Source organism: Streptomyces sp. HSS9-12, from assembly GCF_054963655.1.
The window spans coordinates 1-13,893 of record NZ_JBUEGC010000048.1 but is presented as its reverse complement, the minus strand read 5'-3'; the positions used below and the strand labels follow the sequence as shown (position 1 = coordinate 13,893).

The following is a 13,893-nucleotide window of genomic DNA, read 5'->3' as shown; positions in this document are numbered from 1 at the left end:
AGGTGCGCACCCGACTTCTTCCGCTCCTCATCGTCCTCATGGCGGGCGTGCTGCTCGCGCTCGGGTTCCCGCTCGCCGGAAGCCTGGCCGCGGCCGAGCAGCAGCGGGTGGTCGTCGACCGGATCGACGACACGGCGCGCTTCGCGGCCCTCGCCCAGTTCGTGACCGCCCGGCCCGCGGCCGAGGGCCCCGGTGACGAGAGCGGGCGCCTGGCCACGCTGCGCTCCGAACTCATCCGCTACCACGGCCTGTACGGCATCCGGGCCGGTGTCTTCTACCGCGACCGGACGGCGATGGCCGTGGCTCCGCGCGGCTGGGCCGTACCCGACAAGGGCGAGGGCGCCCAGGCCTTCCGTGAGGCCCTCGCCGGCCGCCGCAGCCACGACCCGCACCAGGTCTGGCCATGGCAGGAGGGCCGGCTGGCCGTCGCCTCTCCGGTGGTCCGGGACGGCGATGTGATCGCGGTCGTGTTCACCGACTCGCCCACCGGCCAGATGCGCTCCCGCATCCTGCACGGCTGGGTCTGGATCGCCGCGGGCGAGTTCGCGGCGATGCTGCTCGCGGTGGGGGCGGCCGTCCGCCTCACGGGGTGGGTGCTGCGACCCGTACGCATCCTGGACGCGGCCACGCACGACATCGCCACGGGCAGGATGAACTCCCGGGTCGCGGCCGCCGGGGGGCCGCCGGAACTGCGCCGGCTGGCCCGCTCCTTCAATGAGATGGCCGACAACGTCGAGCAGGTCCTGGAGCAGCAGCGCGCGTTCGTCGCCGACGCCTCCCACCAACTGCGCAATCCGCTGTCGGCGCTGTTGCTGCGGATCGAACTGCTCGCGCTCGAACTTCCCGAGGGGAATGAGGAGATCGCCTCGGTCCGTACGGAGGGCAAGCGGCTGGCCCGTGTGCTCGACGACCTCCTCGACCTGGCCCTGGCCGAGCACGCGGCCGCGGACCTCCAGCTCACGGACATCGCCGAGCTGGCGAAGGAGCGGATCGGCGCCTGGCGGCCGGTCGCGGACGAGAAGGGCGTCAGCCTGGCGTACGAGGGGCCGTGCGGGGCGACCGGGTGGGCCGACCCGGTGGCGCTGTCCAGCGCGCTGGACGCGGTGGTCGACAACGCGCTGAAGTTCACGCCCGAGGGGAAGGGGGTGACGGTGTCCGTCAGAGCGAACGGGGAGACGGCCGCCGTCACGGTCGCCGACGAGGGGCCGGGGCTGAACGACGAGGAGATGGCTCGCATCGGCGACCGCTTCTGGCGCAGCAGCCGCCACCAGAACGTCTCCGGTTCGGGGCTGGGGCTGTCCATCTCCCGTGTGCTGCTGGCGGCCGGTGGCGGCTCGATCGGTTACGCGCCGAACGAGCCGCACGGCCTGCGGGTGACGCTGACCGTCCCGCGTACGGCGCCGCAGAACTGACCGGTGGCTCCGGCCCTTCTCCTGTGCGGCGGGGGTGGCCGGCCGCACGATCCCGTCGGGGCCCGGAGCGGCGTGCTGTCAGGATTTCACGGAGCGGTAGTAGTGGCGTGCGCCCTCGTGCAGTGCCAGCGGATCGGTGAAGATCGCCGTCCGCAGGTCCACCAGCTGCGCGGCGTGCACCCGGCTGCCGATCCGGTCGCGGCTGTCGATCACCGTCCGGGTGATGCCCTCGGTGAGCCCAGGATCCGTACGGTCCGTGGTCACCAGCAGATTGGCCACCGCGATCGTCTTCACCGCCTCCCCCTTCTGCACCTTGGGGTACGCGTCGGCCGGCATCACCGCGGCCCGGTAGTAGCGCGTGGCCGCGCCCTGCCGCTGCAGCTTGTCGACGAGGTCGCCGAGCTGTACGAGCCGGATCCGGAAGTCGTCCGCGAGGTCTGAGACCGCGCCCGTCGGCAGCCCTCCGGACCAGAAGAAGGCGTCGATCTTCCCCTCGCGCAGCAACTCGGGCATCTTGTCGATCCCCACCCGCACCGGCTTGATGTCGCGTTCCGGATCCAGCCCCGCGGCCCGCAGCAACCGCCCGGCTATCAGGTTCACGCCCGAGCCCGGCTGCCCGACGGCGACCCGCCGCCCGCGCAGGTCGGCGGCACTGCGCACCGACGAACCGGCCGGGACGACGAGCTGCATGTAGTCGTCGTACAGCCGGGCGCATGCCCGCAGCCGTTCCGCCCCCTTGCCGCCCTTGTCGCGGTAGGCGGCGACCGCGTCGGCGGTGGCTATGGTGAAGCCGGCCTTGCCCGCGACCACCCGCCGTATGTTCTGCACGGACCCCTCGCTGTACTGCAGCCGCACGTCCACGTCCGGGAGGTCCTTGGCCAGATAGCGCTTGAGCAGCTCGCCGTAGCGCGCGTACACCCCCGTGGGCACACCTGTGGTGAACACCACCGTCCCCCGTGGCGAGGTGCCCTTCCCGAAGGGCACCAGCCACCACAGCAGCAGCGCCAGCACCAGCGCGCCGACGCCCGCGGCCTGTACGGCGCGACGCCTGCAGATGGTTCTGGTGAGTGCTGTGGCCATGCGCGCGATCCTGCCAGCCCACTCCCCGAGAGGGCCAGGCATGTGGGCCGGGCCACTTGATCACGATGACCTTGGCGCCATCAAAGCGCCGGTTCAGCGCAGAGTCCGCGCTGGGCTCGGCGGTCGGGAGACGCTCCGGCACCGCCTACCCTTGTGGCATGAGCAGCAGCGACCGCAGCCAGGCAGTGGACGTCAAGGGGACATACGAGGTGCGCACCTACGGGTGCCAGATGAACGTCCATGACTCCGAGCGGCTCTCCGGTCTGCTGGAGGACGCCGGGTATGTGCGGGCGCCCGAGGGCACCGCGGAGGGCGAAGCCGACGTCGTCGTCTTCAACACCTGCGCGGTCCGGGAGAACGCCGACAACCGGCTGTACGGCAACCTCGGCCGGCTCGCCCCGATCAAGGCCAAGCGGCCCGGGATGCAGATCGCCGTCGGCGGCTGCCTGGCCCAGAAGGACCGCGACACCATCGTCAAGAAGGCGCCCTGGGTGGACGTCGTCTTCGGCACGCACAACATCGGCAGGCTGCCGGTGCTGCTGGAGCGGGCGCGCGTCCAGCAGGAGGCGCAGGTCGAGATCGCCGAGTCGCTGGAGCAGTTCCCCTCCACGCTCCCGACCCGCCGTGAGTCCGCCTATGCCGCGTGGGTCTCCATCTCCGTCGGCTGCAACAACACCTGCACCTTCTGCATCGTCCCAGCGCTGCGCGGCAAGGAGAAGGACCGGCGGCCGGGCGACATCCTCGCCGAGGTCGAGGCGCTTGTCGCCGAGGGCGTCACCGAGATCACGCTGCTTGGCCAGAACGTCAACGCATACGGCTCCGACATCGGCGACCGCGAGGCCTTCAGCAAGCTGCTGCGCGCCTGCGGAAAGGTCGAGGGCCTGGAGCGGGTCCGCTTCACCTCACCGCACCCGCGCGACTTCACCGACGACGTCATCGCCGCCATGGCCGAGACACCGAACGTCATGCCGCAGCTGCACATGCCGCTGCAGTCCGGCTCCGACGCCGTACTGAAGGCGATGCGCCGCTCGTACCGGCAGGACCGCTACCTCGGCATCATCGAGAAGGTGCGCGCCGCGATGCCGGACGCCGCCATCTCCACCGACATCATCGTGGGCTTCCCCGGAGAGACCGAGGAGGACTTCGAGCAGACGCTGCACGTCGTGCGCGAGGCCCGCTTCGCGCAGGCCTTCACCTTCCAGTACTCCAAGCGCCCCGGCACGCCGGCCGCCGGGATGAACGGCCAGATCCCGAAGGAGGTCGTGCAGGCGCGCTACGAGCGGCTGGTCACCCTCCAGGAGGAGATCTCCTGGGAGGAGAACAAGAAGCAGGTGGGCCGGACGCTGGAGGTCCTGGTCGCCGAGGGCGAGGGTCGCAAGGACGAGGCCACCCACCGGCTGTCCGGCCGCGCGCCCGACAACCGGCTGGTGCACTTCAGCAAGCCGGAGGAGCCGGTCCGCCCGGGCGATGTCGTCACCGTCGAGATCACCTACGCAGCGCCGCACCACCTGCTGGCCGAAGGCCCGGCGAAGGGCGTGCGCCGTACGCGCGCGGGCGACGCCTGGGAGATGCGCAACGCGGCGCCCCCGGCGCCGAAGGGCGTGATGCTCGGCCTGCCGACGGTGGGCGTCCCGGCGCCCGCCCCGGCGGTGCCTGCCGCGGGCTGCGGCTGCGACTGAACCCGCGCGAGCGTCCACAGACCCGTCGCCCGCACCGCTGGCAGCACGCATTCGCCGGGAGCCCGGAGATAGGCTGCGGCCCATGCTCGTCGCCGCCGCTGTCTGCCCCTGTCCGCCACTCCTCGTTCCGCAGGTCGCGGCCGGTGCCGCACACGAGCTCGAGCCGCTGCGCGCCGCCTGCGTCGACGCCGTCGCCGTGCTCGCCGGAGCCCGCCCGGACCGCCTCGTGGTGATCGGTCCCGCGGAGCAGAATGCCCGGGGCCCGTACCCGCAGGGCGCGACCGGATCCTTCCGCGGCTTCGGCGTCGACCACGAGGTCCGTCTCGGAGCGGGAGGCCACGGCGCCCAGGAGCCGCTGCCGCCGTCGCTCGCCGTGGCCGCCTGGCTGCTGGAGCGTACGGACTGGGACGCGGCCCCGGTTGAGGGGCTGGGAGTCGGAGAACCGCTCGCCGCGGAGCGGTGCGCGCAGACGGGCCGCGAGATCGTGGCCGGTGCCGAGCGGATCGCTCTGCTGGTCATGGGCGACGGCAGCGCCTGCCGGACGGTCAAGGCGCCCGGCTACCTCGACGACCGGGCAGCCGGGTTCGACGCGGAGGCCGCACGCGCGCTGGGAGCGGCGGACACGGTGGCGCTGATGGCGCTGGACGAGGAGCTGGCGTCCGAGCTGAAGGCCGTGGGCCGCGCCCCCTGGCAGGTCCTCGCCGGTGCGGGTGAGGGGGCCGGGCTGAGCGGAAAGCTGCTCTACGACGACGCTCCGTACGGCGTCGGCTACTTCGTCGCCAGCTGGTCGTAGCCGCCGGTCCGTCACGAAGGCCCCGGCGCCGGGCACGGAGACGGCCGCGAAACCAGGGGCTTCGCGGCCATGCGTCTCGTTCCGCGATCAGCCCCGACGACTACGGGCGAGCGGTCTCACCGGCCTCGCTGTCGGCAGCCTCCTCAGCGGACTGCTGCTTGGGGATTCCGACCGCGTCCCCCGACTCGGGTGAGGTCATGCCTCTGACCGTCTCTTCGACTGCGGGCTCCGCGGCTTCCCCCGTCCGAGCGGTGGTCGCCGCCTCCCCGCCTGACGCCTCGGACGAACGACGGCGAAATCGAGCGAAAATACCCATAACAACTCCATCCCGTACTCGTGTGGGCGATCACCGCGCCGATCGGGGGCGCCTGCTTGCTCGCCCTGTGGCGCCCGCCCGGATACCGGCCTGTGGAACCTCGAAACAGGCAACGACCCCCGGGGGCAGGCCGTCACGTCACTCGTTCGAGGAGAGGCCTGGAGGTTTGGGAGACTGTGGCGGTGAGAAGCACAACGCCCGCGCCGCGGGTCATCGCCGTTGTCGGGCCCACCGCGGCCGGAAAGTCCGATCTGGGTGTCGCCCTCGCCCAGCACCTCGACGGCGAGGTCATCAACGCCGACTCGATGCAGTTGTACCGCGGGATGGACATCGGCACCGCCAAGCTCACACCTGCCGAGCGGAAGGGGGTGCCGCACCGGCTGCTCGACATCTGGGACGTCACCGAGACGGCGAGCGTCGCCGAGTACCAGCGGCTGGCTCGGCGGGAGATCGACCGGCTGCTCGCAGAGGGGCGCACTCCGGTCCTCGTCGGCGGCTCGGGACTGTACGTACGCGGGGCCATCGACGCCTTGGAATTTCCGGGCACCGACCCGGACGTACGCGCCCGGCTCGAGGCCGAACTGGAGGCTCACGGCTCCGGCGTGCTGCATGCCCGGCTCGCCGCCGCCGACCCAGAGGCCGCGCGGGCGATTCTGTCCAGCAACGGCCGTCGCATCGTGCGCGCGCTGGAGGTCATCGAGATCACGGGCCGCCCCTTCACGGCGAATCTGCCGGGGCACGAGGCGGTCTACGACACCATCCAGATCGGAGTCGACGTCGAGCGGCCCGAGTTGGACGAGCGGATCACGGCGCGGGTGGACCGCATGTGGGAGGCGGGGCTCGTCGACGAGGTGCGCGCGCTGGAGGCAGTGGGGCTGCGGGAGGGCCGTACCGCCTCCCGGGCCCTCGGCTACCAGCAGGTCCTCGCCTTCCTCGCGGGGGAGTGCACCGAGGAGGAGGCGCGCGCAGAGACCGTACGCGCCACCAAACGCTTCGCACGCCGGCAGGACTCGTGGTTCCGCCGCGACCCCCGCGTGCACTGGCTCTGCGGCGCCGGCGACCGGATTCCGGAACTTCCGGGTGAGGCGTTGACGTTGGTCGAACGGGCGGTCACAGCCTGATCACGTGATGGCATCGGGACGCTCCAGCCGTCTTCCGGGCCTCGGCGGGCGTGTCATCATCGACCTTCGATCGAGCCGTGATGTCTGAGTTGGGAGGGCGCGTGGCGATGGAGGCCGGCCCTCGCGACAGACCGGATCAGCCGCTGCCGCAGGGCGAACAGCCGGAAGAACTTACACCCGACGGGCCCGACAGCGTGGTCCCCGGCGGCGAGTCGTTCCGCGAACTCCGCCCGCCGCGGCGGCTGCGGATCTGGCAGCTCGCACCGATCGTCGGGCTCGCGGCTCTCGGGTCGCTGATGTTCGCCTTCCCGCTCGCCTTCGAATTCGGCGACGGCGGGGCGGTCGTGGCGATGCTCGGCCTGCTGATCAGCAGTTGCGCGGCGGGGTGGGGCATGATGGCCGCCCGGCGCGTCGGTTACACCTGGCCGGGCCTGCCGCCCCGGGGCTCCGGCGCCCGACCGGACTGGCGCGTGGTCGCCTGCTACGTCGTGATCGTCGGCACGGTCGCCGCCCTGGCCATCTGGCGGGTCGCCCGCCTGCGCTGACGGCTCCCGCCGAGGCCGGGGCAGCGCCCGCCGCCGCGAGCGGGCCCCTCGGACCGCCGCCCCTTAGGATCGTGGGGTGAGCACCGCACAGATCCGCTTCCTCAAGGGCCACGGCACCGAGAACGACTTCGTGATCGTTCCCGACCCCGACAACAGCCTCGACCTGCCCGCGGCGGCCGTCGCCCGTCTCTGCGACCGGCGGGCCGGCATCGGGGGAGACGGTCTGCTGCGCGTCGTACGGTCCGAGGCCCACCCCGAGGCGGCCGGGATGGCCGCCGAGGCCGAGTGGTTCATGGACTACCGCAACAGCGACGGGTCCATCGCCGAGATGTGCGGCAACGGCGTCCGCGTCTTCGCGCGCTACCTGCAGCGCGCGGGCCTCGCCGACGCGGGCGACCTGGCGATCGCCACCCGCGCCGGAGTGCGCCATGTGCACATCGCCAAGGCGGCGCCCCAGGGCGGCTCCACCGCAGACGGTGACATCACCGTCGGTATGGGCAAGGCCCTCCTCCCCGAGGGCGAGGTCAGCGTTGCCGTCGGGGACCGCCGCTGGGCCGCCCGCAACGTCAACATGGGCAATCCGCACGCCGTCGCGTTCGTCGATGACCTCGACCAGGCCGGGGACCTGCTCACAGCTCCCGAGGTGCAGCCCGCGAGCGCGTACCCGGACGGTACGAACGTCGAGTTCGTCGTCGACCGCGGTCCGTCCCACGTCGCGATGCGCGTGCACGAGCGCGGCTCCGGCGAGACCCGCTCCTGTGGCACCGGCGCCTGCGCCGTGATGGTCGCCGCCGCCCGCCGCGACGGCGTCGACCCGGCCGACACCGGCCGCCCCGCCACGTACACCGTGGACGTCCCCGGCGGGCGGCTGGTGATCTCCGAGCAGCCCGACGGCACCATCGAGATGACCGGCCCCGCCGAGATCGTGGCCGAAGGCGTCATCGACCCCGCGTGGATCGCCACGGCATTCGTCTGATTCGCTCGGATGGGTGATCTGGTTCACGCTCAGCGAGAGCCGTACTCCGCTAGGTGGTGGGCTCGGTAGCATCAACTACCGGCCTGGGCGCCCACCGGGCGTCCTGGGGCGCCCGGATCCGGATGCCCGACGGGACGCCGACGGGCACGGGCCCGGAGCAGCCCCGCCGGTCGACGCCGCCGGAGGTGCCCATGAGCGCAGAGGCCACCAACCCTGGTCCTCTCGGCCGCAGGCGCGGCCGCCCCCGCATCGACCTGCGCAGACTCGGCCTCGCCGCGCTGGGTCCCGCACCCCGGCACCGGCTGCCGGATGCGATCGAACACGTGGCGAAGGTGCACCGCGCACACCATCCGAGGGCTGACCTCGGCCCCCTGCACCGGGCGTATGTCCTGGCCGAGTCCTCCCATCGCGGTCAGATGCGCAAGAGCGGCGAGCCGTACATCACGCACCCGCTGGCCGTGACCCTGATCCTCGCCGAACTCGGCGCCGAGACGACGACGCTGACCGCTTCGCTGCTCCACGACACGGTCGAGGACACGGATGTGACGCTGGAGCAGGTGGGGGAGCAGTTCGGCGAGGAGGTCCGCTATCTCGTCGACGGCGTCACCAAGCTCGAGAAGGTGGACTACGGCGCGGCGGCCGAGCCGGAGACCTTCCGCAAGATGCTCGTCGCCACCGGCAACGACGTCCGCGTGATGTCCATCAAGCTCGCCGACCGCCTGCACAACATGCGCACCCTCGGAGTGATGCGCCCGGAGAAGCAGGTACGGATCGCCAAGGTCACCCGCGACGTCCTCATCCCGCTCGCCGAGCGGCTCGGGGTCCAGGCTCTCAAGACCGAACTGGAGGACCTGGTCTTCGCCATCCTCCACCCCGAGGAGTACGCCCTGGCACGTGAGTTGGTGCTCGAGAACGCGGGGCGCCCCGATCCGCTGGCCGGAATCGCGCGGGAGGTGCGGTCGGTGCTGCGCGAGGCCGGGATCGCCGCCGAAGTCCTCCTCAGACGGCGGCACTTGGTCTCGGTCCACCGGGTACGCCTCAAACGCGGCGAGCTCAGCGGTACCGACTTTGGACGGCTGCTCGTGCTCGTCGCTGAGGACGCCGACTGTTACGCGGTCCTGGGTGAACTGCACACCTGCTTCACACCGGTCATCTCGGAGTTCAAGGACTTCATCGCCGTTCCCAAGTTCAACCTCTACCAGTCGCTGCACACCGCCGTGGCCACCCGGCCCGGCGCCGAGGTCGCCGAAGTCCTCATCCGTACGCACCAGATGCACCGGGTCGCCGAGGCCGGCGTGGTCGCCCTCGGCAACCCGTACGCCGCGCCACCCGAGGCCACGGACGCATCCGCAGCCTCCGGCACGTGGGACCGCGGCGAGGCGGCGGACGGCGAGCGTGCCGACCCCACCCGTCCCGGCTGGCTCTCGCGGCTCCTGGAGTGGCAGCAGGCGGTCCCCGACCCGGACACGTTCTGGACCTCGCTGCGTGACGACCTCGCGCAGGACCGGGAGATCACGGTGTTCCGGGCCGATGGCGGGGCCTTCCGCCTCCCGGCCGGGGCCAGTTGCGTGGACGCGGCGTACGCGCTGCACGGTGAGGCCGCGCACGCCTGCGTCGGGGCGCACGTCAACGGCCGTCTCGCGACGCTCGCCACTGTCCTCGGCGACGGTGACACCCTCCAGGTGATCATGACCCAGGACTCGTCCGCGGGGCCTTCCCCGGAGTGGCTCGAGCACGCCCGCACCCCGGCGGCCCGGATCGCCATCAGCCGCTGGCTGCGGGCCCACCCCGAGCATCCGAAGGACCCTGCGGCCCCGGCCGATCCGGTGGCGGCCGACGGAACCGGGACTGACGGCGCCCCCGCGGCAGGCCCGTCCGCGGAGCGCGGGCGAGCGGCGGCTGATGGGGAGAGCGGGGACGGAGCGGGCAGGGTGACCCGTGTGGCCGCCGTTGCGGACCTGCCGGGCGCGACCGTACGGCTCGCGGGCTGCTGCACCCCTGTGCCGCCGGACGCGGTCACCGGCTTCGCCGTCCGCGGCGGAACCGTCACCGTCCACCGTTCGCAGTGCCCCGCCGTGGTGCGAATGACCCTGTCCGGGCACCGTACCGTCCCGGTGCACTGGCGCGGCCAGGCAGACGGGGCCATGGGCGACTACCGGGTCACGCTCTTCGCGGAGTCGTTCGGACGGCCCCACCTGCTCGCGGATCTCACCGAAGTCATCGCGCTGGAGGGCGCCACCATCGTCTCCGCAGCCATCGAACCGCCCCGGCAGCAACGCGTCCGCCACACCTACACCCTGCAGCTCCCCGATGCCGCCCGGCTCCCCGCCCTGATGCGCGCCATGCGCAACGTGCCTGGGGTGTACGACGTGTCTCGCGCCCAGAGCCCCGCCCCCGCGGTGCGGCGGGCCACGACCTGAGTGGCGGCGGTCCCGAGCGGTTCCCGGATCCGCCCGTTCGGGTGGAGCGGCGCGCGGCGCCGCAACAGGCATCACGTGCGCTGATACCGATGAGGACATGATCCGATCCCCACAGCGCAGGGCAGCCCTCGTCGCTGCCGCCATGGCCACCCTCGTCGCGGCCGGTGTGCCGGCGCCCACTCCACTGGGGATCGGCGACGGGCTCTTCCCACACCTGGGAAACCCCGGGTACGACGTTCTGGCCTACGACATCGCCTTCGACTACACCGGTGACAACACCAAGCCGCTGCGGGCGGTCACGCGCATCGACGCCCGCGCCACCTCGCCGCTGAGGGGCTTCAACCTCGACTTCGCCCGCGGGGAGGTACGGTCCGTCACCGTCAACGGCAAGCCCGCACGTTTCGCGACCGCGGGCGAGGACCTGGCCGTCACTCCCACGAGACCGGTCCGTGGCGGCACGCGGATGCGGATCACCGTGGAGCACACCAGCGATCCGCGTGCCAGCGCGGACGGCGGCTGGGTGCGGACGGAGGACGGGCTGGCCATGGCCAACCAGGCCGACGCCGCCCACCGGGTCTTCCCCTGCAGCGACCACCCCTCCGACAAGGCAGTCTTCACCTTCCGGATCACCGCCCCCAACCACCTCGTCGCCGTCGCGGGCGGACTGCCTCTGAACCGGACCCCCGGTACGACCTCCACCACCTGGACCTATCGCACCGCCCACCCCATGGCCACCGAACTGGCGCAGGTCTCCATCGGCCGCTCCGCCGTACTCCGGCACACCGGCCCGCACGGGCTCCTGGTCCGCGATGTGGTCCCGGCGGCGGACAAAGCGCGGCTGGCCGACTGGCTGGCCAGAACCCCTGGGCAGATCGCCTGGATGGAGCACAAGGTCGGCCGGTACCCCTTCGAGGCGTACGGAGTGCTGATCGCCAACACCCGCACCGGCTTCGAGCTGGAAACCCAGACGCTCTCGCTCTTCGAGCGCAGCCTGTTCACGACCACCGGGCGGGCGCAGCCGATCGTCGAATCGATCATGGTGCACGAGCTGGCCCACCAGTGGTTCGGCAACAGCGTCAGCCCGGCCCGCTGGTCCGACGTATGGCTGAATGAAGGCCACGCCACCTGGTACGAAGCGCTGTATGCCCAGGAGAAGGCCGGAGTGCCGCTCACTGAGCGGATGCGTCTGGCCTACGCCCGGTCCGACGCCTGGCGCGCCGCCGGCGGGCCACCCGCCGCACCCAAGCCATCCGGCGCCGGCCAGAAGATCGGCATCTTCCGTCCGGTCGTCTACGACGGTGCCGCGCTGGTGCTCTACGCCCTGCGGCAGCGGATCGGCGCGGCGGCCTTCGACCGGCTCGAACGCGCCTGGGTCAGCCGGCACCGGGACGGCAACGCTTCCACCGCCGACTTCATCGCGCTCGCCTCCGAAGTCTCCGGACAGGACCTCTCGGGCTTTCTGCGGCCGTGGCTGTACGGGACCAAGACTCCGCCGATGCCCGGCCACCCCGACTGGAAGACCGACCCGCCTGCCGCGCCGGCGAACACTGTGGTGCACGGAAAACACAGGTGACGGCCGCGGTCCGCCGTGGGACCATCTTCACGTCGGCGACGCGAGGCGAGGCCGGGCGGGGAATCTTCCGAACTCGGTCGCTGTTGTCCCCGATGAGAATCCCATCGACGTAAGGATCAAATGACCTCCTCTTCTTCCCCTTCCCAGGACGCCCAGCGCTTCTCCGCAAGCCTTCGGGCCGACGCCCTGATGGAAGAGGACGTCGCCTGGGGCCACGCGATCGACGAGGGGCGGGACGGCCATCAGTTCGACCGCTCGGACCGGGCGGCGCTGCGCCGCGTTGCGGGCCTTTCCACCGAGCTTGAGGACATCACCGAGGTCGAGTACCGGCAGCTGCGCCTTGAGCGTGTGGTGCTGGTCGGCGTCTGGACCTCGGGCACCGTGCAGGACGCGGAGAACTCCCTCGCGGAGCTGGCCGCGCTCGCCGAGACCGCGGGCGCGCTGGTGCTGGAGGGCGTCATCCAGCGCCGCGACAGGCCGGACCCGGCCACGTACATCGGCTCGGGCAAGGCCCAGGAGCTGCGCGACATCGTGCTGGAGACCGGGGCCGACACCGTCGTCTGCGACGGTGAGCTCACTCCGGGCCAGCTCATCCACCTCGAGGACGTTGTCAAGGTCAAGGTGGTCGACCGCACCGCCCTGATCCTCGACATCTTCGCCCAGCACGCCAAGTCCCGAGAGGGCAAGGCGCAGGTTTCGCTGGCGCAGATGCAGTACATGCTGCCGCGGCTGCGCGGCTGGGGTCAGTCGCTGTCCCGGCAGATGGGTGGCGGTGGCTCCGGTTCTTCGGGCGGCGGTATGGCCACCCGTGGCCCCGGTGAGACGAAGATCGAGACGGACCGGCGCCGGATCCGCGAGAAGATGGCGAAGATGCGCCGGGAGATCGCGGAGATGAAGACCGGCCGCGACATCAAGCGGCAGGAGCGCCGGCGCAACAAGGTGCCCTCGGTCGCCATCGCCGGATACACCAACGCCGGGAAGTCCTCGCTGCTCAACCGGCTGACGGGTGCGGGAGTCCTGGTGGAGAACGCGCTGTTCGCCACCCTCGACCCGACCGTGCGCCGGGCCGAGACGCCCAACGGGCGGACCTTCACCCTCGCCGACACGGTCGGGTTCGTACGGCACCTGCCGCACCACCTCGTCGAGGCTTTCCGCTCCACCATGGAGGAGGTCGGCGACGCCGACCTGATCCTGCACGTGGTGGACGGTGCGCACCCGGCTCCGGAGGAGCAGCTCGCGGCCGTGCGCGAAGTGATCCGCGATGTGGGCGCCGTCAACGTGCCCGAGATCGTGGTGATCAACAAGGCTGACGCGGCGGACCCGCTTGTGCTCCAGCGGCTGATGCGCATGGAGAAGCGCGCGCTCGCGGTGTCGGCCCGTACCGGGCAGGGCATCGACGAGCTGATGGACTTCATCGACGCCGAGCTGCCGCGGCCGCGGGTCGAGGTCGAGGTGCTGGTGCCGTACACGCAGGGCCAGCTGGTCTCGCGCACGCACGCGGACGGCGAGGTGATCTCCGCCGAGCACACCGAGAAGGGCACGCTCCTCAAGGCGCGCGTCCATGAGGAGCTGGCCGCGGAACTTCAGCCGTACGCCCTGGCCGGGCAGCGCTGACGGACACCGGACCGACCGGCAGCTGACGGCCCCGAGGACCACGGGTACGACGAAGGCCCGCCCCCACCAATCGGTGGGGGCGGGCCTTGTTGTCTTCGGGGCTTGCCGCCGTCAGTCGGCTGACGCGGCATAGTTCCCGTACTTCGCAGGTCACCGAAAAGGTTCGCCGCAGCGGCCTCTCGGTGTCCGATCTCGACCGAGCCGGACGGTGACCGCTATCGTCGCTACGGTCCCGATTGGCGAGTGATCGACTACGACCACTTGATCTTCACGATCGGGTGACCTGCGAAGTCCGGGGCTAGTTGCAATGCCAGGACTCTGTTGGCGATCTTGTGAGGGTCAGCCTGTTGCGGTGCAGAGGGCG

10 protein-coding genes are annotated in these 13,893 nt (G+C 71.6%); 9 read left to right on the top strand and 1 reads right to left on the bottom strand.

The features are described from left to right. Positions 1-2: 2 nt before the first annotated feature. Entirely contained in the window at positions 3-1,412 is a 1,410-nt protein-coding gene (locus ACY34J_RS22790) for a sensor histidine kinase (protein WP_462728471.1), read from the top strand. A 78-nt stretch (positions 1,413-1,490) separates the two neighbouring features. Here ACY34J_RS22790 and ACY34J_RS22785 read toward each other — a convergent pair whose 3' ends face one another. Continuing rightward, the gene (locus ACY34J_RS22785; protein WP_462728470.1) at positions 1,491-2,492 is read right to left on the bottom strand and encodes a TAXI family TRAP transporter solute-binding subunit; all 1,002 of its coding nucleotides are present in this window, start codon (positions 2,490-2,492) and stop codon (positions 1,491-1,493) included. A 158-nt stretch (positions 2,493-2,650) separates the two neighbouring features. Between ACY34J_RS22785 and miaB the strand changes: the two genes are divergently transcribed. The 8 genes from miaB to hflX all read left to right on the top strand — a co-directional run bounded on the left by miaB (position 2,651) and on the right by hflX (position 13,529). Then, the gene (gene miaB, locus ACY34J_RS22780; protein ID WP_462728469.1) at positions 2,651-4,171 is read left to right on the top strand and encodes a tRNA (N6-isopentenyl adenosine(37)-C2)-methylthiotransferase MiaB; all 1,521 of its coding nucleotides are present in this window, start codon (positions 2,651-2,653) and stop codon (positions 4,169-4,171) included. Between the two features lie 82 nt (positions 4,172-4,253). Further along, positions 4,254-4,964 carry a class III extradiol dioxygenase subunit B-like domain-containing protein gene (locus tag ACY34J_RS22775; protein ID WP_462728468.1) on the top strand — a complete coding sequence of 237 codons (711 nt, stop codon included), beginning with the start codon at positions 4,254-4,256 and terminating at the stop codon, positions 4,962-4,964. Positions 4,965-5,462: 498 nt separating this feature from the next. Further along, positions 5,463-6,401, top strand: coding sequence for a tRNA (adenosine(37)-N6)-dimethylallyltransferase MiaA (gene miaA, locus ACY34J_RS22770; protein ID WP_462728467.1), 939 nt, complete (start codon positions 5,463-5,465; stop codon positions 6,399-6,401). An 80-nt stretch (positions 6,402-6,481) separates the two neighbouring features. Then, complete coding sequence (locus ACY34J_RS22765) at positions 6,482-6,946, top strand: hypothetical protein (RefSeq protein WP_462728466.1); 465 nt, start codon at positions 6,482-6,484, stop codon at positions 6,944-6,946. Positions 6,947-7,022: 76 nt separating this feature from the next. Then, positions 7,023-7,922: a diaminopimelate epimerase gene (gene dapF / locus ACY34J_RS22760; RefSeq protein WP_462728465.1), complete on the top strand. Its 900-nt coding sequence runs from the start codon at positions 7,023-7,025 to the stop codon at positions 7,920-7,922. A gap of 191 nt (positions 7,923-8,113) precedes the next feature. Beyond that, positions 8,114-10,342: a RelA/SpoT family protein gene (locus ACY34J_RS22755; protein WP_462728464.1), complete on the top strand. Its 2,229-nt coding sequence runs from the start codon at positions 8,114-8,116 to the stop codon at positions 10,340-10,342. Between the two features lie 97 nt (positions 10,343-10,439). Further along, positions 10,440-11,915 carry a M1 family metallopeptidase gene (locus ACY34J_RS22750; protein WP_462728463.1) on the top strand — a complete coding sequence of 492 codons (1,476 nt, stop codon included), beginning with the start codon at positions 10,440-10,442 and terminating at the stop codon, positions 11,913-11,915. Positions 11,916-12,035: 120 nt separating this feature from the next. Further along, positions 12,036-13,529, top strand: a complete 1,494-nt coding sequence (gene hflX, locus ACY34J_RS22745; RefSeq protein WP_462728462.1) for a GTPase HflX — start codon at positions 12,036-12,038, stop codon at positions 13,527-13,529. Positions 13,530-13,893: the final 364 nt, after the last annotated feature.